At 62.8% G+C, this 23,052-nt stretch carries 19 protein-coding genes; 8 read left to right on the forward strand and 11 right to left on the reverse strand.

What is annotated here, in order from left to right:
- Nucleotides 1–56 precede the first annotated feature (56 nt).
- The 4 genes from CCR95_RS07250 to nagZ form a co-directional block, all read right to left on the reverse strand.
- Nucleotides 57–797, reverse strand: a complete 741-nt coding sequence (locus tag CCR95_RS07250) for an S-methyl-5'-thioinosine phosphorylase (protein ID WP_201093128.1) — start codon at nt 795–797, stop codon at nt 57–59.
- A 103-nt stretch (nt 798–900) separates the two neighbouring features.
- A complete protein-coding gene (locus CCR95_RS07255; protein WP_201093132.1) occupies nt 901–1,362 on the reverse strand; it encodes a hemerythrin domain-containing protein in 462 nt (153 codons plus the stop codon).
- A gap of 287 nt (nt 1,363–1,649) precedes the next feature.
- Nucleotides 1,650–2,201, reverse strand: a complete 552-nt coding sequence (locus CCR95_RS07260; RefSeq protein ID WP_201093133.1) for a hypoxanthine-guanine phosphoribosyltransferase — start codon at nt 2,199–2,201, stop codon at nt 1,650–1,652.
- Nucleotides 2,198–3,274: a beta-N-acetylhexosaminidase gene (gene nagZ, locus CCR95_RS07265; protein ID WP_201093135.1), complete on the reverse strand. Its 1,077-nt coding sequence runs from the start codon at nt 3,272–3,274 to the stop codon at nt 2,198–2,200. Before nagZ ends, CCR95_RS07260 begins: the two co-directional genes overlap by 4 nt.
- 290 nt (nt 3,275–3,564) lie before the next feature.
- On the opposite strand from nagZ, the gene ftsH reads away from it, so the two are divergent.
- Nucleotides 3,565–5,484: an ATP-dependent zinc metalloprotease FtsH gene (gene ftsH, locus CCR95_RS07270; RefSeq protein WP_201093138.1), complete on the forward strand. Its 1,920-nt coding sequence runs from the start codon at nt 3,565–3,567 to the stop codon at nt 5,482–5,484.
- Nucleotides 5,485–5,584: 100 nt separating this feature from the next.
- Here the strand turns inward: ftsH and CCR95_RS07275 are convergent, their stop codons facing one another.
- Together CCR95_RS07275 and CCR95_RS07280 are read right to left on the reverse strand one after the other, a co-directional pair.
- Entirely contained in the window at nt 5,585–5,824 is a 240-nt protein-coding gene (locus tag CCR95_RS07275; protein ID WP_201093194.1) for an acetyltransferase, read from the reverse strand.
- A 154-nt stretch (nt 5,825–5,978) separates the two neighbouring features.
- Nucleotides 5,979–8,141 (reverse strand): YgiQ family radical SAM protein, encoded by a 2,163-nt coding sequence (locus CCR95_RS07280; protein ID WP_201093140.1) that lies wholly within the window; start codon nt 8,139–8,141, stop codon nt 5,979–5,981.
- A gap of 190 nt (nt 8,142–8,331) precedes the next feature.
- Between CCR95_RS07280 and pomA the strand changes: the two genes are divergently transcribed.
- Genes pomA through CCR95_RS07295 form a run of 3 tightly spaced genes read left to right on the forward strand, consistent with a single transcriptional unit; the run spans nt 8,332 to nt 10,557 of the window.
- Nucleotides 8,332–9,093 carry a flagellar motor protein PomA gene (pomA, locus tag CCR95_RS07285; RefSeq protein ID WP_201093142.1) on the forward strand — a complete coding sequence of 254 codons (762 nt, stop codon included), beginning with the start codon at nt 8,332–8,334 and terminating at the stop codon, nt 9,091–9,093.
- 30 nt (nt 9,094–9,123) lie between these two features.
- Nucleotides 9,124–9,960, forward strand: a complete 837-nt coding sequence (locus tag CCR95_RS07290) for a flagellar motor protein MotB (protein ID WP_201093144.1) — start codon at nt 9,124–9,126, stop codon at nt 9,958–9,960.
- A 36-nt stretch (nt 9,961–9,996) separates the two neighbouring features.
- Nucleotides 9,997–10,557: a PilZ domain-containing protein gene (locus CCR95_RS07295; RefSeq protein ID WP_201093146.1), complete on the forward strand. Its 561-nt coding sequence runs from the start codon at nt 9,997–9,999 to the stop codon at nt 10,555–10,557.
- Nucleotides 10,558–10,749: 192 nt separating this feature from the next.
- Here CCR95_RS07295 and CCR95_RS07300 read toward each other — a convergent pair whose 3' ends face one another.
- The 5 genes from CCR95_RS07300 to CCR95_RS07320 form a co-directional block, all read right to left on the reverse strand.
- A complete protein-coding gene (locus CCR95_RS07300; RefSeq protein WP_201093148.1) occupies nt 10,750–11,061 on the reverse strand; it encodes an RNA-binding protein in 312 nt (103 codons plus the stop codon).
- Nucleotides 11,062–11,132: 71 nt separating this feature from the next.
- The gene (lpxD, locus tag CCR95_RS07305) at nt 11,133–12,230 is read right to left on the reverse strand and encodes a UDP-3-O-(3-hydroxymyristoyl)glucosamine N-acyltransferase (protein WP_242523107.1); all 1,098 of its coding nucleotides are present in this window, start codon (nt 12,228–12,230) and stop codon (nt 11,133–11,135) included.
- Entirely contained in the window at nt 12,218–12,955 is a 738-nt protein-coding gene (locus tag CCR95_RS07310; RefSeq protein WP_201093150.1) for a carboxypeptidase regulatory-like domain-containing protein, read from the reverse strand. Before CCR95_RS07310 ends, lpxD begins: the two co-directional genes overlap by 13 nt.
- Nucleotides 12,956–13,302: 347 nt before the next feature.
- On the reverse strand, nt 13,303–14,784 hold the full coding sequence (locus tag CCR95_RS07315) for a RimK family protein (protein WP_201093152.1): 1,482 nt from the start codon (nt 14,782–14,784) through the stop codon (nt 13,303–13,305).
- Nucleotides 14,777–15,850: a GNAT family N-acetyltransferase/peptidase C39 family protein gene (locus CCR95_RS07320; protein WP_242523110.1), complete on the reverse strand. Its 1,074-nt coding sequence runs from the start codon at nt 15,848–15,850 to the stop codon at nt 14,777–14,779. The genes CCR95_RS07315 and CCR95_RS07320 overlap by 8 nt, the downstream gene beginning before the upstream one ends.
- 166 nt (nt 15,851–16,016) lie before the next feature.
- Here CCR95_RS07320 and CCR95_RS07325 point away from each other — a divergent pair, with 166 nt between their 5' ends.
- From CCR95_RS07325 to CCR95_RS07340, 4 genes are read left to right on the forward strand one after another with little or no spacing between them, the layout of a single operon-like run.
- Complete coding sequence (locus CCR95_RS07325) at nt 16,017–16,886, forward strand: PD-(D/E)XK nuclease family protein (RefSeq protein WP_201093154.1); 870 nt, start codon at nt 16,017–16,019, stop codon at nt 16,884–16,886.
- A gap of 28 nt (nt 16,887–16,914) precedes the next feature.
- Nucleotides 16,915–18,072 (forward strand): acetylornithine deacetylase, encoded by a 1,158-nt coding sequence (gene argE, locus CCR95_RS07330; RefSeq protein WP_201093156.1) that lies wholly within the window; start codon nt 16,915–16,917, stop codon nt 18,070–18,072.
- Nucleotides 18,073–18,110: 38 nt separating this feature from the next.
- Nucleotides 18,111–19,619, forward strand: a complete 1,509-nt coding sequence (locus CCR95_RS07335; protein WP_201093158.1) for an alpha-amylase family glycosyl hydrolase — start codon at nt 18,111–18,113, stop codon at nt 19,617–19,619.
- Nucleotides 19,609–23,022: a GH36-type glycosyl hydrolase domain-containing protein gene (locus CCR95_RS07340; RefSeq protein ID WP_201093159.1), complete on the forward strand. Its 3,414-nt coding sequence runs from the start codon at nt 19,609–19,611 to the stop codon at nt 23,020–23,022. Before CCR95_RS07335 ends, CCR95_RS07340 begins: the two co-directional genes overlap by 11 nt.
- Nucleotides 23,023–23,052 lie beyond the last annotated feature (30 nt).

The raw sequence follows: 23,052 nt of genomic DNA on the forward strand, positions 1-23,052 counted from the left end.
GCGATAAAACGCATTCAATTCGCCAAAGCCCGCCGCATCGCTAGCCATGGCGGCAATCATTGATCGGCCGCAAGGGATATCAAAACCTCCACGAGTTGCTCCACGCAACGCGCAATGTTTATCTCAATGTCGCGCATGGCGATGATACCGTCAGATTTACCCGCCGCCCAATTGACGACGAAGGCGAAGCTGGCGTAGCAGAGGCCCAACTCCCGCGCAAGACTCGCCTCGGGCATGCCGGTCATGCCGACCATATCGCAACCGTCACGCTCGTAGCGCCCAATCTCCGCGGCGGTTTCCAGTCGAGGCCCCTGCGTGGCGCCGTAGGTTCCCTGGCGGATCACCGCGTGCCCCGTGCGATCACAGGCCGCCATCGCGGCAAGACGCAAATCCTCGCAATAGGGCGCAGTCACATCGATATGCTCAACGACCCCGGTCGCGCCATCATAGATGGTGTGCTCGCGCCCGTGAGTGTAATCGATGATCTGATCGGGAATGGCCAGAGCGGTCGGGGCAAAGCGTGCCGTGATACCGCCAACCGCAGCCAAGGCGATCACGCGCTCGGCGCCGCAGGCGCGCAGTGCCCACAGATTTGCGCGATAGTTGATCCGGTGCGGCGGCAGCTGGTGAGACGGACCATGACGAGGAAGAAACAGCACTTCGCTCGCGCCGAATTGCCCCCGCGTGACAGGGGCCGACGTCTCGCCGTAGGGCGTCTCGACATGCCGTGCCTCAAGCACTGACAGTGCGGGAATCCCCGTAAAGCCCGACCCACCGACGATCGCAAGAAGAGACATTCACGCCCCGCCACCGGTAAAGCGGAGGAGTTTACCGGAGAGCGCCCGGGAAACCAAACCGAAGCGTTGGTGTCGGCTTGGTCACCCAGGGATAATCAGGCGTTCAGCAACTCAGGGAATCAGACCGCTGCGTTTCCTGAAAAAGTCCGATTTCCAGCAATTTTGGAACAAGCACCTGCTCCTCGCGCTCAATACGCTTGGCAACCATTTCGAAGACTTCATGAGTTTCGGCCAGAAAGTCATCGGTAAATTTAAAATCGCAGTTTTTGAGCCAATGCTTGTGGTAATCGTCGAAAATCTTGCGAAGCGGTTTCTCGCCGCTAATAAATCCCCAGGCAAGGGATTTAACCTTTGGATCCTCGTGGATCAGCAGTATCGGATAGAGACTGCGATCCTCCTCCGCCAAATGACTTCGCACCTTTCTGCCGAGATCGCAGAGCAGCTCATAGGCGGTTTTGGCGTTCGGCCGGATCTTCAACAACTCCGGCGTGAGGATCGAGTTCAAATCATCGATCATCTGGCGCAGCTCGGCGTGCGAATTGCGGTAACCATTCAGGTCAGACATACCTCATCCTCGTTAGCGATAGCTCGTTAGGGGCACCGATGCCGCGCCGATACCGCCGCGCGCCAGCAAGCGAACATCGCCACCGCACGCGTTTCGAGATCGCACCATCGGATTGCCTGAGAGGATGTATACCAAACCACTGAAATAGTCAAAAAGTCTTTAATTATATTGGTATTTTGCCAAATACCGCTCCAGCCCGCACAATCCTGCGGCGCCTATGGCCACAGGTATTCCTGGCGTGTCGATTCGGCTTCGCCCGACTCGACGAATGTCGCCGCTGACGCGATTCAGACATCTTCATCGGCAACCGCGAAGACGCCACGGGCATTTCGGAAATAATTTTTATAGTCGAGACCATAACCGTAGAGATAACGGTTTGGCACCCGGACTCCCACCACATCGGCCTCGCATTGATGCGGGCGGCACTTCTCGACCAGGACCGCGGAAAGCACACTGGCGGCGCCGTCCTCATGGCAGGCGCGGACCGCCTGGTCGAGCGTGACGCCTTCATCCAGAACGTCGTCGAGAACCAGGACGTGCTCGCCGCGGATCGCCTCCGACGGGCGGTAACGCCAGACGATCTCGCCACCGCGGGTCGCTCCCCGGTAACGGCTCGCATGGAGATAATCGAGCCGCAATTGAAAGTGCAGTCTTGGCAATAGCAGACCGGTCGCGACGATCCCGCCGGTCATGACGCAAAGCACCAACGGATCCCTGCCCGCCAGACGCTCGGTCAGCACGCCGGCCATCCGGTCGAGCGCGGCTTCCATTTCCGTAGCCGTCACCACACATTCGGCGCGGCCCTCAACAGCCGCGTACTGAGTTGCGGCAAGCTTCATTCCGCCTTCTCCGGATCGGTTGGGTCGTCGAGTTCGAGAGCGAGCGTTTCGAACTCTTCCAGTTGAGCGACATAGCGGATCGCACGCTGCCATTCGGGGTGTTCATGCAGGCGCACGCGCTCAAGCTGTCCGCGGCCGTGCATGCGTAGCAAACGCAGGTGAGCCACGGGATCATGATGCTCGCCGAAAGCATCGACGATCACAACCGCCGCCGGCCGATTATTACAGATCAAAAGCATGTCGCAACCCGCCTGGATCGCGGACTGCGCGCGCTCGACGTATCCCCCGCCGGCGCCGGCAGCCGCCATGTTGAGATCGTCGCTGAAAACGACGCCCTGGAAACCAAGCCTGTCGCGCAGAATCTCCCGCAACCAGATCGACGAGAATCCAGCAGGCCGCCGATCAATGCCGGGATAGACGACATGCGCCGGCATCACGGCTTCCAGCCCATGGCCGATTAGGCGCCGAAACGGGGTCAGATCCTCCCGTTCAATCTCGGCGAAAGCGCGCGCATCGGTTGGCAGTTCGGCATGCGAATCCGCCGCGACGCCACCGTGTCCTGGGAAATGTTTGCCCACCGAAGCCATACCGGCATGCCGGGCACCGTCCATCCAGGCAACGGCCAACTCCCGTACTGTGTCTGCCCGGGCGGCAAAACCGCGGTCACCGATGACCTGGCTGATCGCTCGATCGAGATCCAGCACCGGCGCAAAACTGAAATCGACGCCGGCGGCGCGCAACTCAGCGGCCATCAACCAGGCCACCGACTCGCAGGCGGCGCACGCGCGCGCGGGATCGCGCGCGTGGAGCCGACCGAAACGTCCCGCTGGCGGCAGGCGCGTGAAACCCTCGCGAAAACGCTGGACGCGCCCGCCTTCCTGATCGACTCCGATCAACAGACGCGGCTCGCGCAAGGCATGGATCGATGACGTGAGCTCGGCGATCTGCTCCGGCGACTCATAGTTGCGCGAAAAGAGGATCACCCCGCCGACGGCGCGATGACGCAAAAGCTCGCGGTCCACGGCGTCAAGCGCCGTCCCCGCGAGATCGAGCATGATAGGTCCAAGCGACATGATGGTGTGGTCAGTGGTCAGTTATCGTTGTCGTTGTCGTTGTCGTTGTCGTTGTCGTTGTCGTTGTCAGTGGTTGGGTTGATGTTTAAGGGTATTGTTTCAAACATTGAAAAACATCCCTATAAACGGCGCTTTTCGTTTGCCAGGCAACATCCAATCCGACATCAAACCTGTTAATCTCCGGTAAACTCCGAGTTGGTTTTTATGCCCCCGACCCGATCTAGCCTGAAAGCGTTGCGGCAAGACAAACCACTTCGCACAACGCAACGGTCAACGAGGTACGTCTTAGAATGAATGCAAAGATTTTGAACATCCTACTCTGGATTGCCGTCACTTTCTGGCTGGTCATGATGCTAAACACCATGACTTCGACAGAGCAAACCGAATCGCGCTCGTTGAGCTACAGTCAGTTTCTGCAAGAGCTGACGGATGGCTCGATCCGCGAAGTGACGATCCAGGACCAGACAGTCAAGGGTGTTCGCACCGATGGCTCGCGTTTCGAGACCTTCGATCCGGGCGACCCCGGGCTGGTTGGCGACCTGCTCAAACACTCTGTGACGATCCGCGCCGAGCCGCCGGCTTCGCCAAGCATTTTCATGCAGATGCTGGTCGCCTGGCTGCCCTTCCTGCTGCTGGCGGGCGTTTGGATCTGGCTCATGCGCCGTAGCGCGGGCGGCGGCGGTGGCGCGGGCGGCATTTTCAATTTCGGCAAAAGCCGTGCCCGGCAACATGCCGAGGGCGATGTCAAGGTGACCCTGCGGGATGTCGCGGGCGTCGAAGAGGCCAAGGAAGAAGTCGGCGAACTGGTCGATTTCCTGCGCAACCCGCAAAAATTCACCAATCTTGGCGGGCGGATTCCGCGCGGGGTGCTGATGGTCGGTCCCCCCGGTACCGGTAAGACACTGCTTGCGCGCGCCATCGCCGGCGAGGCCAAGGTGCCCTTTTTCAGCATTTCCGGTTCCGACTTCGTCGAGATGTTCGTCGGCGTCGGCGCCTCGCGGGTGCGGGATCTCTTCGAGCAGGCCAAGAAGACCGCGCCCTGCATCATCTTCATCGACGAAATCGACGCCGTCGGACGCAAGCGCGGCGCGGGACTAGGCGGCGGACACGACGAGCGCGAGCAAACCCTCAATCAGCTCTTGGTCGAAATGGACGGTTTCACGGGCAACGAGGGCGTCATCGTGATCGCGGCCACCAACCGCGCCGACGTCTTGGATCCAGCGCTGCTTCGCCCTGGCCGTTTCGACCGTCAGGTCGTGGTCGGTCTCCCGGATCTTGCCGGACGCGCGGCCATCCTGGAAGTGCATATGCGCAAGGTGCCCATCGCCGAGGACGTGGATGCCCGGACCATCGCCCGCGGCACGCCCGGATTCTCGGGCGCCGATCTGGCCAATCTCGTTAATGAGGCCGCCCTGTTCGCGGCGCGCTCCGGCGACACCGAAGTCTCGATGTTCATGTTCGAGAAGGCCAAGGATAAGATCATGATGGGGGCCGAGCGGCGCAGCATCGTCATGTCCGAGTCCGAAAAGAAACTGACGGCGTATCACGAATCCGGACATGTGATCGTCGGTCGACTGGTTCCGGAGCACGATCCGGTGCACAAGGTCAGCATCATCCCGCGTGGACGGGCTCTAGGCGTCACCATGTTCCTGCCCGAACGCGATCGCTACAGCATGAGCAAACGTCAGTTGGAGAGCCAGATTTCCAGCTTGTTCGGCGGACGATTGGCCGAGGAAATCATCTTTGGTCCAGAGAACGTCACCACGGGGGCCTCCAACGACATCGAGCGCACCACGGAGATCGCGCGCAACATGGTGACGCGCTTTGGACTCTCGGATGGTCTGGGGCCGCTGGCTTACGCCGAGGACGAGGGCGAGGTATTCCTGGGACGCTCGGTCACGCAGCACCGCCACGTCTCGCCCGAGACGGCCCAATCCATCGACAAAGAGGTCAGGACCATCATCGACCGCAATTATCAGCGCGCCCAGCGCTTGCTCAATGAGAATCTGGACAAGCTGCACACGATGGCCGAAGCCTTACTGAAATTCGAAACCATTGGCAGGGATCAGATCGACGACATCATGAACGGCCGTCCGATGCGCGATCCAGAAGAAAACAGTGGACACTCGAAACCCAACGCGAACGGTGGCAAAAACGCCACCCACGGCGGGACGCATAAACAGCCCCCAGTCGCGATCGACAGCATCTAGAGCGCGTCAGGATAGACGTTTGTTCGTTTGGCTGGCCGAGCCACCGGGCAAACGTCGAACTTTAGATGCCGCGTGCGTTTTAGCGCGCACTGACGACGCGTCAAGACGCCTTCCGGTAGTGGCGATGAACTTCCTCATCGCGGTAATGTACATCGGTCCAGCAACGCGGCAAGGACTCGTCCGAGACAAAGACGAGTTCGGATTTCTCGAAGCTCTCCGGATCCTGCAACTCTTCTCCGGCATGATAACGACCGACGATCGATTGATGCAGCGGGTTGAAGAGATCTCTTTGACTCAAGACCTCGATCAATTTTCCAGTCGAACTCTGCTTGAGAAACATCGCTAATCCTCCTCTCTGGGTGAACTCCACCTTTATTTCTCAGTATGACACTTGGTCGCGAACTGACAAGCGATCAACGAATGAATGGAGTCGACCATCGTTTCCGTGAAGCCGCATTCACTGAATGCTGGCGCTCGACATGCACAGGTTTAAGTCAACGCGAGCTGCGTGGTCGCCTTGGACCTGACGGCTTCGCGCGTCCGGTGCGTGCGCGCTCAGCAGATGGCGGCGTTATCCGAGACCGCTGGTGACTCTCGGGTACCCCGCCGGTCCCGACAGGCTGAAAGCTCGGCACCAGATGCCGCTTGCCGTTACCGATCAACTCCGCGCGACCCATGTCCTTCAAGGTCTGGCGCAGCAGTGGCCAGTTCTCTGGATCGTGATAGCGCAGGAAGGCTTTGTGCAACCGCCGCTGACGTTGTCCGCGCACTACCGGCACCCGCTCCGAGTTCCGCGTGACCCGTTTCAGCGGATTACGCTCGCTGTGATACATCGCCGAGGCGAGCGCGAGCGGGGTGGGCAGAAAGGCTTGCACCTGATCCAAACGGAAACCGTTGCGCTTGAGCCAGAGCGCCAGGTTCAGCATGTCCTCGTCGGTGGTGCCCGGATGCGCGGAGATGAAATAAGGGATCAGGTACTGCTCCTTACCGGCCTCGCGCGAGGCGCGGTCGAAGAGTTCCTTGAAGCGGTCATAGGCACCGATGCCGGGTTTCATCATCTGACCGAGCGGCCCCGCCTCGGTGTGCTCCGGGGCGATCTTGAGATAGCCGCCGACATGGTGCATGACCAGTTCGCGGATATAGGCCGGCGAGCGCACCGCCAGGTCATAACGCAGACCGGACGCGATCAGGACGCGCTTGATGCCGGGGACGGCGCGCGCCTTGCGGTAAAGCTGGATCAGCGGCGCGTGGTCGGTGTCAAGATTGCGGCAGATATCGGGGTAGACGCAGGACAGGCGGCGGCAGGCCGACTCGATGCGTCGGTCGCGGCAGGCCAGACGCCACATGTTGGCGGTTGGGCCGCCCAGGTCCGAGATGGTGCCGGTGAAACCGGGCGCGCGGTCGCGGATGTCGGCGACCTCGCGCAGGATGGAGTCTTCCGAGCGACTCTGGATAACGCGGCCCTCGTGCTCGGTGATGGAGCAGAAGGTGCAGCCGCCGAAACAGCCGCGCAGGATGTTGACCGAGTGACGGATCATCTCCCAGGCCGGCAGCCGCGCCGCGCCATAGCTCGAATGCGGGAGGCGGCTGAAGGGCAGTTCGTAGACCCGATCCAACTCCGCGCCGGTCAGCGGAATCGGTGGCGGATTGAGCCAGATATCCCGGTCGCCATGGGCCTGGATCAGTGCGCGGGCATTGCCCGGATTGGTCTCCAGATGGAAAACGCGCGAGGCATGGGCGTAGAGCACCGGATCGGCGCGCACCTGCTCGAAGGAGGGCAATCGAACCGCCGTGGTTGCGCGCGCCGGGCGCGGGGAACGGGCATCCTGCCCGTCGGTATCGGTCTCGGCGGACGAGACGCCCTCCTCCCGGCAGAGCCTCGCGCCTTCCGGACAGGCCGGCTCGGCCTGATAGGGATTGGGATGGACACGCGCGCGACCCGGCGCAGCGAGCTGGCTTAGGTCGATCTCGGTCCAACCCTCGGGCAGGCTACGGTTCATGAACGCGGTCCCGCGCAGATCGCGGATGTGTTCGAGGGGTTCGCCGCGCGCCATCCGGTGCGCCAGTTCGACGATCGCCCGCTCCGCATTGCCGAAAATCAGCAGATCGGCCTTGGCATCCAGCAGCACCGAACGGCGGACGGTCTCCGACCAATAATCGAAATGGGCGATGCGGCGCAGACTGGCCTCGATCCCGCCAATCACGATAGGCACGCCCTTGAAGGCTTCGCGGGCACGTTGCGCATAGACCGTCACCGAACGGTCCGGGCGCCGGTTGGGCGCCGCGTCCGGGGTGTAGGCGTCGTCGGACCGCGGGCGCCGGTCGGCGGTATAGCGGTTCACCATCGAATCCATGTTGCCGGCGGTGATTCCGAAGAAGAGGTTCGGCCGCCCCAGTCGCTGGAAATGCGCCGCCGAGGTCCAGTCCGGCTGGGCAAGGATGCCGACCCGAAACCCCTGCGACTCCAACAAGCGCCCAATGATCGCCATGCCGAACGACGGATGATCGACATAGGCATCGCCGGTGACGATGATGACATCGCAACTGTCCCAGCCGAGCAGATCCATCTCGGCGCGCGACATCGGCAACTCGGGCGCGGTGCCGAATTTATGCGCCCAGTGTTTACGGTAGGAGAAAATGTCGGGGGCGGGTGTCATGGATGCACGTGCCGAGCGGGTGGTGAAACGTTATTGTAGACCCATCCCGACGGCTGGACCTTCACGATGGGATGATCGAGAATGCGCGATCACGGATCGCTCTGGCCCGTGTTGGCGATGCAGCCGGTTTTTTGACGCACCCCGCGGATCCAAATGAGATCATCGTGGCCAATGCAAAAGGGGATGATAAGTGGATCTGGCAACCTTACTGGGCTTGATCGGCGCGATGGGCGTCATGATCGGCGCGATCGTGCTTGGCGGCGATGTGATGGGGTTCGTCGATGTCCCCTCGATCGTCATCGTCGTTGGCGGCACCGCCTTTGTCGTGCTGTTCCGCACCACCATGGGGCAGTTCCTCGGCAGCTTCAAGGTCGGCTTGGGCGCCTTTCTGTTCAAGAGCGCCGATCCGCAGAAGCTCATTGAGGAGGCCGTCAGTCTGGCCTCGGTGGCCCGCAAGGAAGGACTGCTGGCGCTGGAGGGAAAGGAGATCTCGCATCCCTTCCTTAAGGTAGGCATCAGCATGTGTGTCGACGGTCACGAACCGGACGTAGTGCGCAAGGTGCTGTCGAAGGACATCAACCTTACCATTCAGCGCCAGGAAGCCGGTTACGGCGTCTTCAAGGCGGTCGCCGAGGTTGCGCCGGCGATGGGCATGATCGGCACCCTCATCGGTCTGGTGCAGATGCTGGCAAACATGTCCGACCCTAAAAGTATCGGCCCCGCCATGGCGGTGGCGCTGTTGACCACGCTCTATGGCGCGGTGATCGCCAACGCGGTCGCCACGCCCATTGCGGAAAAGGTCAAATTGCGCAGCAACGAGGAAAAGCTGTCCAAAACGCTCATCCTTGAGTCCATTTCAGGCATTCAGGAAGGTCTGAATCCGCGCGTGCTGGAGCAGCTTCTGATGGCCTATCTGCCGGAAAGTCAGCGGCAAAGCAGCAGCAAGAACTAAGCGCACCCATCTGGCACAACGAGGTCAACGATGGACGAAGAATGCGAATGCCCCGAACCGCCAGCAGGGATTCCCGAATGGGTAATGACCTTCGCCGATTTGATGTCGCTTCTGATGGTGTTCTTCGTGCTTCTGCTATCCTTTTCCGAAATGGACGTGCTGAAATTCAAACAGATTGCCGGCTCGATGCAGGTCGCCTTCGGCGTCCAGCGTGAGGATCGAAGTGCGATGAGCGTTCCGCTAGGCACCAGTATCATCGCCCAGGAGTTTTCGTCGGCCCAGCCCGAACCCACAGTGCTCAACGAAGTCCGTCAGCAGACCACGGATACGTCCAAGCAGTACCTTGAGATCAAGGAGCCGGAGGTCGAGGACGCGGAAAAAAAGGCGGAGGAACTTGAGGAAGCGCTCAAAAAAGAGGTCGCCGAGGGTCTGCTGGAAATCAGCACCTTCGAAGATCAGGTGATCATCCGGATTCGCGAGAAAGGCTCCTTTCCGTCGGCGTCTTCCGCAATCGGCCCCGACTTTCAGAAAGTGCTGACGAAAATCAGCGACGCGCTGAATCAGGTGAAAGGCCGGATCATCGTGACGGGCCATACCGATAACATTCCGATCGAGACCAAGGAGTTTCCATCCAACTGGATTCTCTCGGCGGCGCGCGCGGCATCGGTTGCCTTTAATATGACCGAACGCGGCAAAATCGCCCCCGCGCGGGTCGAGATTCGCGCCTATGCCGACAATCGCCCCTTGGAGCCGAACACCTCGCCCGAGGGTCGCGCCACGAACCGGCGCGTGGAAATCATCGTGCTCGGCGATCACGAGGCAACGTCGTTACTGAAGGATGTCACGACATCCGATGCAGCATCATAGACACCGGCTCACCCGAGCCCTGAAGGTCCAAGAACCATGTCGGAACAGGAAAGACGCCGTTATTTTCGCATCGACGATCAGATTGGCCTAAAACTGACCCCGATTCCAGCCGCGGACGAGGCGGCGGCGATCTCCGGTTTTGCCGACGCCAGCGCCCGCGTTGGCCTAGTCAATGAATTGCGCGCTATCCGCGAAAAGCATCTGCCGCAACGCCGAAGCCTGGACGTTCGGTTTCCGACCGTCGCCGCCTATGTCGACATGCTTGAACGGCAGATTGAAGTTCTTGCCTTCGCGATTGATCAACGGGACGACTTTCCCAGAGATGCCGATACGCCGGTCAATCTCAGCGGACAGGGTCTGAGTCTGCGGCCCGATAGGGGTCTGGAGATCGGCTCGCTCGTGCAGGTAAGGCTCGCGCTGTTTCCCGATCGGAGCCGAATCGAGGCGCTCGCGCGGGTCGTCAAGTGCGACAACGGGGAAAACGGCCTGGAAACGGCGCTCGAATTCAGCCATCTGCGCGACGCGGATCGCGAGGCCATCATTCACCATGTGCATACCCTGCAAAGGCTGCGCCTGCAAGCGCAGGCGCTGGACTAGTGCTTCGCTGCTCAAGTTCCGAGACCGGGGCCTCCTCGTTGTCGTTGTCGTTGTCGTTGTCGTTGTCGATTATTCGCCATATCGAGACCACGACAACGACCTGAGACGGTCTTGGGACTTTCGCACAGTTGCACTAGTCCCATTGCACCGAATGAAATTTAGGCGCGGCGGTACTGGAGTCGAATCGCCCGGCTAGGCGCTGACCTGAGCGAGCCTGTGATTGACCCGCCGGTCCGAATCCGACCAACCCACGCAGGGATTGCGCGGTAGGTATTCGCGCGCCTCAACCGGTTGCCCCTCGAACAGCCGCCCGTTCAGACTGTCGATCAGCGCCTGGCCTTCCTCCCGTGTCGCCGTGCGGGCAACGACGAAATGATAATTCCGCGCGTGCTCGTCCTGGCCCTGATGACACTGGAAATCCGTTCGCAAATCGATCCCATGCAGAAAATCCGTGAGTTCGACCAGGGTCGCCGCTCCCGGCAGATTGCCAATAAAGATATCCAATTGCTAGCTCCTCCGCGACACGCAAGGTCATGCAGGATCAGGGATGCCGACCCATCTGAATTCGCGACCGCTCAATTTGCCGCGGACTCGAAATCGCCCTGTTTCAGATCATTATTCTCAAGCTCGCTTTCAAAGCTGGCCAAACGGGCCTCCAGCCGTTCGAGCACCTCCTGTTGACGCTTGATCTGCTTTAGCAAATCCGGCAGGCGAGCCAGCGCCGCATTTTCCCGCAGCGCTTGTTTCAACGGCTTGGCGGGTGTGCCGAACACCGCCGCGCCGGGCGGCACGTCCTTAACGACGCCGGACTGCCCGCCGATCCGGGCGCCAGCGCCGACATGCAGATGATCGGAGATCGCCACCTGCCCCGCAACCACCACGCCCTCGCCAACCGTGGAACTGCCAGCAATTCCGGATTGGCTGACCAGGATGGTATGACAGCCCACCGAGACGTTATGGGCGACCTGGACCAGGTTATCGATTTTGCTGCCGCGTCCGATCCGGGTGATGCCGAGGGTGGCGCGATCAATACAGCTATTACAGCCAATCTCGACGTCGTCCTCGATGACGACCCGGCCGAGTTGCGGCACCTTGCGGTGTCCGCTGCCATCCCAGCGAAAGCCGAAGCCGTCGCCGCCGATCACCGCGCCCGGATGCACGATACAGCGATTACCGAGTTCGCAATCGCGCAGGATGCTGACGTTGGCGCCGATCAGACAGTCGTCGCCGATGCGGACGCCCGGCCCGAGGGAGACGCCCGGACCGATGCGCGAACCGCTCCCGACCACCGCGCCGGCGGCGATGACCGCGCAGGCACCGACCGTCACGTCCGTGCCCAGTTCGGCTTCCGGGTGAATCGCCGCGCTCGGATGACGACCATCGGTCTCGGGCGTGGGGAGAAAAAGGGCCGCGATCTCGAAGAAACGCGCGCGCGGATCCGCGACCCGCAGCAGCGGTTTGTCCGCCACGGCGGGGAAATTGTCGCCGACGACAATGAGCGCCGCCTGACTCCGCGCGACCGCCGCGGCCTGACCGGCCTCCTCGGCGAAACAGAGATCATGCGGCCCGGCCTGCTCCAGGGTGTTGACGCCCTGGATCCGGTCCGCGTAGGCAGCCGCGCCAAGCGCATTCAGCGCTTCCCGTGACCGAGCGGATGAAGTCAGGGCGCCCAATAGAAGGCTTCCTGGATCGCTCCGGTTACCGGCACCGTCACCTCGCGGGTCTGGATCTGACCGGCTTTATCGAGAGTGAGAAGATAGCGGCCAGGCGCGAGATTGACGTAAAACCAGGGGCCTTGCGAGACGGCCGTCAGCAATGTCGGTCCAGCCATGTCGCTGACCCGCACCTTAATGTCCGCCAGATAGGCCCCCGAGCCCTGCACGGCGAACAGGAGTCGCAGATTGTAGTTGGACTTGACCAGCGCCATCTCTTCGCGCTCCGATGCGCCGATCCCGCCGCTGACGTAGGGGATTCCGACCGTCGGCTCGGATGGCTGCGCCGGTGCGGGGACCGTGCTCGGAGCGGGCTCGGTTGACGGTGCCGGCGCGGATGCTTCTGTCGTCACGGGAACGCTCGGCGCCTCGGGCGCCGTCACGGACTTGGACACGGGCGTCGACAGCGGCAGGATCGTCCCCGCCGGCAGCACCGTGCCCGCGGGCAGGACGGTTCCCGCGGGTAACACGATCCCGCCCGGCAGGATCGTCTCCTCGGACAAAATCATCTCCGAAGGCAACTCCATACCGGTCGGCGCGACCGCGCCTGGCGGAGCGATCTCCCATTGGGCCTGTGCCGGCTCTATCGCGTCCACCACTGGCGCGCCCTCTTGCGCGAAAGCGGGAGCAGCCAGAAAGCAGGCCGCGAATAGCGGTGTCAGCAAATCGTTTCCGAGGTGTCGCATCAAGACGATCTCCGCATGAATTCAGGAAACAGGCGTTTGATCGAGGGCAGAGATCCAGTCCGATAGCCCACGATCCTGTTCGGTTCAGTGTATCCCAATTGAGCCGCTCAAAGACAACGCGCACCGCTCGACCATGCCCAGCCGACAACCGACAACCGACAACCAACAACCGATCCGTCAACCTAAATCAGGAATGTGGAACCGCAAAGGCGCAAAGGACACGAAGAAAAAGAATGGCTTGTCATGCGTGCGATAGTCGCCCCTTAGGTGAATGTCGTCATCGCGGCAAGACATCGAAATCCTTTGCGTTTTTTGTGTTCTTTGCGGTTCGACTGCTCTTTTTAGGGTCAACGCTTCCCCACCCGCCGCCGGTCAAGCCGCTCGACGAACTCGGCGATCAGACGCGAGTAGAGTTGATCGCCAAGCACCTTGTCCTCGACCCCCGCGTCCAGGCTCGGATTATCGTTGACCTCGATCACCACCGGACCCGCCGGAGTCTCCTTGAGATCGACCCCATAGAGCCCGTCGCCGATCAGATCGGCCGCCTTGAGCGCGGCCTTGATGACCGCCGGCGGAACCCGATCCACGGCGAGCGTCTCGAAACCGCCCTGCTCGTGGCCACCGTCCGATTCATGCTTGACGATTTGCCAGTGATCCCGACTCATCAAATATTTACAGGCATAAAAGGGCTGGCGACCCAAGACGCCGATGCGCCAGTCGAAGGTGGTGTAGAGATATTCCTGCGCCAGAATCAGATCCGATTCCTTGAATAGCTTACTCGCGATCCGGGTCAGACCGGCGCGATCCTCGGCCTTGAAAACGCCCCGCGAGAAAGACCCTTCCGGGATCTTCAGCACGATCGGATAGCCGATCTGCTCCTCGGCCTCCATCAGATTCTCCTTGCGCAGCACCAGCGTTTTGGGCCGGGGGATACGATGGGCGGCGAGCAGTTCGGCGAGATAGACCTTGTTGGTGCAGCGCAGGATGGACTCCGGGTCATCGATGACGACCATGCCCTCGCTATCGGCCTTTTTCGCGAACCGAAAGGTATGGTGACCGATCCGAGTCGTCTCACGGATGAAAAGCGCATCGTATTCGGCGAGCCGGCTGTAATCCTTGCGCTGAATCAGTTCCACGTTGACGCCCAGCGCCTTGCCGGCCTTAACGAAGCGTGCGAGCGCCTTGGAATCGGACGGCGGCAGATCCTCGGCCGGATCGTGCAGGATCGCGAGATCGTAGCGGTAGGACAGGCGCGCCCGCGGCTGACGCCAGCGCTGGGACAGATACCCTTCCATGGCCGAGAACAGCGGCGCTTCGCCAGTGCCGGTGACCGCCGCCAGCGGCAGCGCCTTGATGGCGCCGATGCGCCAGGTGCCCTGGAGCTTGAACTCGACCTTCAAGATCGGACAGCGGAAGGTCTCGAAGATGAGCCGCGCCAGCGGCTGCAATTCCTTCACATCGCACTGGCCAAAACAAATGGTCAGCTCATAGGCGGTCGGGGCCAGGGCAGAGGTCTTGCGACGGGCCAGCAGCCGCTGCGCCAGACCGTCCAACTCCTCGGTCGCCAGACTGTAGATCTCCCGACTGGAGAGTTCCTGAATGGTGCGCACGCTCGGGATAACCTTATGTCCGCGCGCCTCGGCAAGCAGCGAGCAGTAATAGCCCACCGACAGATAACGATAGCTCCGACACAGGTTGATGACGCGTAGATCGCGCTTGGCGGCCAGCTCGCCGCCCGCTAGATAGTCGCGCGCGGTAACCACCGGCAGGCGCGGAAACTCCGGTTTCCAGTCGCCTTGTTGCTCCACCAGCAGCAGATGCTCAGCCATTCCGGCCGCCCCCCGCGGAGTGCGACACGAGGACGACGGCCTGCAATCCGACCCGGCCATAGCGGGCCATGCGGGTGAATTCGTCGCGTTGAATCGGCATATCGATCGAGTCCAGCGTCGTCTCTCCGTTGTCGTAGTCGACATAGGGGTCGTGGACATAGACGAAGTGTTCGTCAAAGCCCGTGATCACGACCCAGTGGGGGAATTTTTCCTGATAGATGCGGTAGGAACTGATGAGCACCAGCGGCACGGCGCCGGCATCCCAGCGCCGCTGAAGCTCATCGAGCGAGAGGGTTCCCTGCGTGACCGGGATGCCCAGGCGTCCGGCCTCGGCGAGCATGTCCTCGTGGACCAGGCGCATCACCTCCTTCTTCTCCGGACTGCGCACCGAGGCCACCAGCGGCACGCCGGGATCGTTGACGAAAACTTCGACGCCGAAGCCGCGATGATGGGCCGCCAGCGCCAGACCCAGCGGGCCGCAACCGCCATGCCCGGAGGTCATGAAAATGGTGGTGGACTCGCGCCAGATGCGCAGTTCGAGCGTGCGGTTCAGTTCCAGACTCGGACGCAGCGCCTGCATCGCCATCATCAAGGAGGACGAGCCACAGGTAAAATCCAGCGTCTGCTCGTAGAAAGGCACTCGCTTCAGCTCAGGCTTGAGGCCCGGCGACAGCGTTTTTTCGTAGCGCAGCGCCTCCATGTGATCTTCGTAATAATCCGAGAGGATCCCGAAACGCCGGTAACCGGCCCCCTCGAACAACGCCTGCGAGGCCAGATTATCGCGGCGAATCTCTAGCCGCAGATAGGCACGCTCCCGTTCCCAGGCCGCCTCCTCGGCCACCGCCACCAGCCGCCGGCCGATGCCGCGTCCGCGCGCCTGGGGTAGCACGGCGATCGAGTACAGCCGGGCGACCGAGGTGGCGCGGCTGAACAACAAGAGGACATAGCCGAGCAGGCCCTCGTCATCTTCCGCCACTAGGGTTTGGGCGCGCCCGCGGGTCAAAAGGTAACGGAACTGACGGCGGTTGATCCGGTCAGTCTCGAAACAGCGATTTTCTAAACTCAGCAACGCGCCAAGATCGCTTAATCGAGCCAGACGGAGACACGGCGGCGGCAGGGATGCCGGCTCGGCGGGAAAGCTGGATGTGGATGGCTCGCGGGACACTGGCGATGGACGAAACGAGGGGATAAGCTGGCGCAATCTACAGGGCGGACGAAAAAAAGCAAGACAGATGAACGCGGAATCCTTGAAAGAATCGATCCGACGCGAATTGCCGGAAATCCTGCGCACCGACCCGGAGTTCCGCGCCTATCTCCTGAATCTGACCCGCGAAGAATACGCCGGAAGGGCGGAGACGAACGACCGCTTTTACGAACTGCTGGGCGAATTGCGCCGCGATCGCGAGAAGAACGAGCAGAAATGGGAGGAAAATAGCCGCCAATGGGACGAGCAGAAGCAGGAAGACAAACGGAAATGGGACGAGCAGAAGGCGGAAGACGCACGGAAATGGGAAGAGAATAACCGCAAATGGGACGAAAATAACCGCAAATGGGACGAGCAGCAGCGGGAAGGCAAACGGAAGTGGGATGAAAACAACCTCAAATGGGCGGAACAAAATCGCCAATGGCGCGAGGATCAGGCAGCGGCTCGCGAGGAATTCAGACTGGTCCATGAGGAAATCATGGCCCAGGCCAAAAAGTTCGACCGCTCGATCGGCGCGCTGGGCGCGCGCTGGGGTCTGCAATCGGAGAAAGCCTTCCGCGACGCCCTGGCGGGCATCCTGGAGGTTAGCTTTGGCGTGCAGGTGATCAACGTCAACGAGTATGACGACCAGGGCGAGGTCTTCGGGCGTCCCGACCAAGTCGAGCTGGATGTCATCATCCAGAATGGCCTGCTGCTGATCTGCGAGTTGAAGTCCTCGATCGACAAAGCGGGGATGTATAGCTTCGAGCGCAAGGCACGCTTCTACGAACGCCGGCATGGGCGCACGGCCAACCGGCTGATCGTGATCTCGCCGATGATCGACGCCCGTGCCGCGAAGGTCGCCGAACGCCTGGGGATCGAGACCTATGGCGACTCGACCGACCTGAAGGCGTTGTAATCCAGCCACTGTCGGAGACCCCGCGTCCATGGCCAACCAAGCCCCACCACTCTTGCGCATGCTCCAGGAGCTCATCGGCACCCTGTCGGTCAGCAGCGTCACGCCCGCCTTCGATCACAGCAACCGCCCGCTGGTCGACCTGCTGGCCGGCTGGCTGGAATCGGCCGGTTTCCGGGTCGAGATTCTCGCCATCCCCGGTCACCCGGACAAATTCAATCTGCTAGGGACGCTGGGCAGCGGCCCTGGCGGACTGGTGCTCTCCGGTCATACCGACACCGTCCCCTTCGACGCGCCGCTCTGGAACCACGACCCGCTCAAACTCACCGAGTCGGATGGGCGCTATTACGGACTTGGCACCTCGGACATGAAGTCGTTTCTGGCCCTGGCGATCGAAGCCGCGCGCGGTCTGACAGCGGAGGATCTGGTCTGTCCGCTCATGATCCTGGCCACCGCCGACGAGGAATCCGCCATGCACGGCGCCCGCGCCCTGGTCGAGGCCGGGCGTCCGCTGGGCCGCTACGCCGTGATCGGCGAGCCGACCGGACTGCGCCCCGTGCGGCTGCACAAGGGCGTGATGGGCGAAGCGGTGCGGCTGATCGGTCGCAGCGGACACGCCAGCGACCCGAGCCTGGGCAATAACGCCATGGATGGCATGCATGAGGTACTGACCGCCGTGCTCGCCTGGCGCGAGGAGTTGCAACGCAGCCATCGTCATCCGGCCTTCGCGGTCCCCTACCCCACGATCAATCTCGGCCACATCCACGGCGGCGACAATCCCAACCGCATCTGCGGCGACTGCGAACTGCACCTGGATCTGCGCGTGCTGCCCGGTCTCGACCCCGCCGATCTGCGCGCCGAGCTGTCCAGGCGGGTCGAGGTGGTTGGAAAACGGCGCGGGTTGATCTGGACGGTCGAACCCTTGTTCGAGGCGATTCCGGCGGCGGAGACACCGGCCGACTCCGCCATCGTGCGGGCCAGCGAGACCTTGACCGGACACGCCGCCGAGGCGGTCAGCTTCGGCACCGAAGCGCCTTTCTTCAACCGGCTCGGGATGGACACCGTGGTGCTCGGTCCGGGCGACATCGCCCAGGCGCATCAGCCCGACGAATACCTGGCGCTCGACCGGATCCCGCCGACCCTGGAACTGTTGCGCGCCTTGATCGGGCAATTTTGTCAGTCGCGATGAACATGATCCCTTGAGACAGCGCGGAGAGGAATTCAACCATGTCCAAGCCACGCTATCCCTTACTAATTGAGATCAACACCCGCGTCCGACTCTCGGAGCTGTCGCTCGAACTCGGCCGCGCGGCAACCCTGGACGACCTCCCCGACACGGAACTCGACCGGTTCGCCAGTGACGGATTCGACCTGATCTGGTTCCTCGGCGTCTGGCAGACCGGCGAGGCCGCGCGCCAGGTGTCGGCGACGCATCCCGAGTGGCTGGCCGACTATCGCCGCGTGCTCCCGGATTTTCAGGAATCCGATGTCAGCGGATCCGGTTTCGCCGTCCGCGACTACCGCGTCCACGCCGACTTCGGCGGCGACGCCGCGCTCGCCCGGCTGCGCGAACGTCTGCGCGCGCGCGGCCTGCGGCTCGTCCTCGATTTCGTCCCGAACCACGTCGCGCCAGACCACCCCTGGGTGGACGAGCATCCGGACTTCTTCATCACGGGGACGGAGGAACAACTGGCGGCGGAACCGCGGAACTACCGACGCCTGGAGACCGCCAACGGGAGCCGCATCCTGGCCTATGGCCGTGACCCCTACTTCCCCGGCTGGCCCGACACGCTGCAACTCCAGCATGGCAATCCACGGCTTCAGGAAGCCCTGCTTGGCGAACTCAAGCGGATCGCCCACCAGTGCGATGGCGTGCGCTGCGACATGGCGATGCTGATTCTGCCCGAGATCTTCGAACGCACCTGGGGGATTCCCGCGTCGACCTTCTGGCCAGCAGCCACGGCGGCCGTGCGTGCGGAGATTCCCGGCTTTCTGTTTCTGGCCGAGGTCTATTGGGATCTCGAATGGACGCTCCAGCAGGAGGGATTCGACTACACCTACGACAAACGGCTCTACGACCGTCTGGTCGAGGGCGCAGCGCGGCCTGTTCGCGAGCATCTGTTCGCCGGACTCGATTTCCAGGATCGTCTCGCGCGCTTCCTCGAAAACCACGACGAGCCGCGCGCCGCGGCGACCTTCGAGCCGGACGCTCACCGCGCGGCCGCCGTCATCACTTTTCTCAGCCCCGGACTGCGCTTTTTCCACCAGGGACAGCGTGAAGGCAAACGGGTGCGGATCCCGATCCACCTGAAGCGGGGACCGGCCGAGGCTCCGGATGCCGCGATCATGACCTTCTATGACACCCTGTTCGCCTGTCTGCGAGATCCCGCCTACCGCGATGGAGCCTGGCAACTCCTGGAGACGCGTCCAGCCTGGCCGGAGAACGCGACGAACGACGACGTCATCGTCTTCTCCTGGAGCGGTCCCGGAGCGCTCCGGCGTCTCGTTGCGGTGAACCATGCGGCTCATCGGAGTGAGTGCCATGTGGCTTTGCCATGGGACGACCTTAGCGGTCGAACCTGGCGTTTTGAGGATCGGCTGAGCAAGTCGGTCTACGAACGCGACGGCACCGACCTCGCCACCCAGGGGCTCTATCTCGATCTGCCGGCATGGGAGTGCCACGCTTTTGAGGTGCGGGCAATCTCGCTCCATCAGGTATCGCGCCATGAACAGTGAAGATCGTCAGACCGTCCCCGGTCCCCGCCTGCTTCGGAGCGATTCCGGCTTGTCGGTGCAGGTGAACGGCAACGGCTCCATCCGCCGCCTGGATCACCAGGACATCCTGATCAACCTCTTTCCAGGCAACGAGGTCGAGGGCGGCCCGACCAATCTCTATCTGCGCCGACTGGGCGCGCGGATCGCGTCGACCCCATTGCTCGGTCCGCGCGCCCCGGCGCGACGGATCGACGCGGGGGAAGGATTCGCGCTGTCCGGTCTCTGGGAGGGAATCCGCTTCCGCGTCACCCTGACCCTGGCCGAAGCGGCTCCGGCCTGGTTCTGGCACCTGACGCTGGAGAACAACGGCCCCGAGGCGGTGACCCTGGATCTGATCCACACGCAGGATCTGGGACTGGCCCACTACGGAGCGGTACGCCTGAACGAATACTATGTCTGCCAATACCTCGATCACACCCCGCTGTCCCATCCCGCGCACGGCTGGGTGCTGGCCACGCGCCAGAACCAGTCGATGGGCGGACACCACCCCTGGTGTCTGATCGGTTCGCTCGGCCAGGCGGTCCGCTACGCGACCGACGCCCTGCAGGTCCATGGGCTGGCGACCCGCGCCGGCCGCGAACCGATCGCCCTGGTCGCGGGTCTGCCCGGCGCGCGCCGTCAGCATGAACACGCGATGGCGGCGCTCCAGGAGGAGCCTTTTCGGCTGGAGCCCGGCGAGCGGGTGACCCGCGGTTTCTTCGGCTGGTTCGAGGCCGACCATCCGGAGGCCACCTCGCATACCGATTTGGCATTGGTCGAACGGGCGCTGGCGTTGCACAAGCCCCTCGCCTCCGAGTGGGAGAGTCCTTGGGGCGAGGGGACGAACGAACCGCCCGCAACCGGGGACATCGCGTCGACTGCCAGCCTCTTCGCCCGAGCGCCTCTGCTGGAGTGTCTCGATCTGACCGTGGGCGAGCTGACCGCGCTCTTCGGCACCGACTGGCGCCATCTGGAAACGGACGAGGATGGTACAAGCCTGTCTTTCTTCGCTGGCGAGCACACCCATGTGGTGCTCAAGCCCAAGGAGCTGAAGGTTCTGCGACCGCACGGCCAGATCCTGCGCACCGGCTCCGCGCTCACCCCGGACGAGTCGGGTCTGACCTCGACCGTCTGGATGGCCGGGGTTTTTCATTCGATGGTGACCCAGGGGCATGTGAGTATCAACCGTCTGCTCTCCACGACCCATAGCTATCTGGGACTCTTTCGCTCGCACGGCCAGCGACTCTTCGTGGAACTGGACGGCCTCTGGCATCTGCTGGACGTCCCCTCGGCCTTCGCCATGACCCCCAGTGCCTGCCATTGGGCCTACCGCCACGCCGAGGGCTGGATCCAGGTCACCAGCCGGGCGCCGACCGACCGCCACGCGCTGTTCCTGGAGATCGAGGTCTACGCCGGTCAACCCGCGCGTTTCCTGCTCGCCAACCATGTCGCCATCAATGGCAACGACGGATCGGACACTGTCCCCGTGCACTATGAGCAGGACGCCGAGGGTTTCCTGATCCGCCCCATCCCCGACTGCGATGTCGGCCGGCGCTTCCCCGAGGGCGGCTTCCGGATCGATCCGCGGCCCGACACCCGGATCGAGCGTTGCGGTGGAGACGCGTTGCTGTTCGCCGACGGACGCTCCCGGAATCAATCCTTTTTCTGTCTGATCACCGAATCCGCGACCGCGCTAGGCTTCCGCCTGACCGGTCAGCTCGTTGCCGGGGAACCTGGCGAGTCGCTCGCCGAGTCGGAATACTGGACCCGCATGACCGCCGGCGTGCGTCTGCATCCGCCCACCGCCAGCCCCCTGGCCGGAGACGCGGCACGGCTCGGCGAGTTCCTGCCCTGGCTCGCCCAGAACGCACTCATCCACTATCTCAGCCCGCGCGGTCTGGAACAGTATTCCGGCGGCGGTTGGGGTACCCGCGACGTGGCTCAGGGACCGATCGAACTCCTGCTCGCGCTGGGCCGGCCCGAACCGGTGCGCGACCTGATCGGGCGTCTTTTCAGAAACCAGAACCCCGATGGCGACTGGCCGCAGTGGTTCATGTTTTTCGCGCGCGAGCGTCACATCCGACCGGGCGATTCGCACGGGGACATCGTTTTCTGGCCCCTGCTGGCGTTGGCCCAATATCTAGCGGCCTCCGGAGATGCCGCGCTGCTCGACGAGGTCGTCCCCTTCTTCCATCCCGAAGGCGACGGGCCGGCGGAACAGGCGACCATCCGCGCGCACCTGGAGCGGGCGCTGGCGCTCATCGCCCGGCGCCGCATCCCCGACACCCAGCTCGCCGCCTATGGGAATGGCGATTGGAACGACTCGCTCCAGCCGGTCGACCCGGCCATGCGCGAGCATCTGTGCAGCGCCTGGACCGTGACCCTGCACTCTCGCACCCTGACCACCCTGGCCGCGGCCTTCCGGCATCTCGGGCAGGACGCGCAGGCCGAGATCCACGCCGTCCAGGCGGAAGCTGTGCGCGCGGACTTCCAGCGCCTTCTGCTCCCCGACGGCGTCCTGGCCGGCTTCGCCGATTTCCGCGACCCGGACGCGATCGCCTATCTGCTCCACCCGCGCGACCAGACGACCGGGCTCTCCTATAGTCTGCTGGCGATGGTGCATGCCATCATCGAGGGTCTGTTGACCCCGGAGCAGGCGCACCGGCATCTGGAACTGATCGCGCGGCATCTGCTCGGACCCGATGGGGCCAGACTTTTCGACCGGCCCATGCCCTACCGTGGTGGTCTCCAGCGCCACTTCCAGCGCGCCGAGAGCAGCAGCTTCTTCGGCCGCGAGATCGGGCTCATGTACACCCATGCCCATCTGCGCTACGCCGAGGCACTCTGGTGTGTCGGTGACGCCGAGGGCTTCTTCCGCGCGCTCTCTCTGGTCAATCCCATCGGCATCCGTACCCTGATCCCCGCCGCCACCCTGCGCCAGTCGAATTGCTATTTTTCCAGCTCGGACGCCGCCTTCGCCGACCGCTCCGAGGCGGACGCCGATTACGCGCGGGGGCTGAGCGAAATACCGCTCGAAGGCGGCTGGCGGGTCTATTCCAGTGGGGCCGGCATTGGATTGGGGCTCATCCTGCGCGCCCTGATCGGGTTGCGCCTGGAGCGCGCGCGGCTGGTGGTCGACCCGGTCATCCCGGCGCGTCTGGATGGTCTGCGGGTCGAGCTGAGGCTGGACGGGCAAGCGGTGGAGGCCACCTACCGCATCCGGAGCGCGGGTTGCGGCCCGTTCTCCATCCGGCTCAACGGCGCCGAGCTGGCCTTCGAGCGGAGCGCCTCACCCTATCGCGTCGGGGCCGCCGAGATCCCCTTGGACGATGTCCGCGCGGGGATGATCCCAGGGATCAATCGGCTGGAGGTACGGCTCGGTTAATCCTAGTGCAACTGTGCGAAAGCCCCAAGA

The organism is Thiocystis minor, assembly GCF_016653465.1.
Lineage (GTDB): Bacteria > Pseudomonadota > Gammaproteobacteria > Chromatiales > Chromatiaceae > Chromatium > Chromatium minus.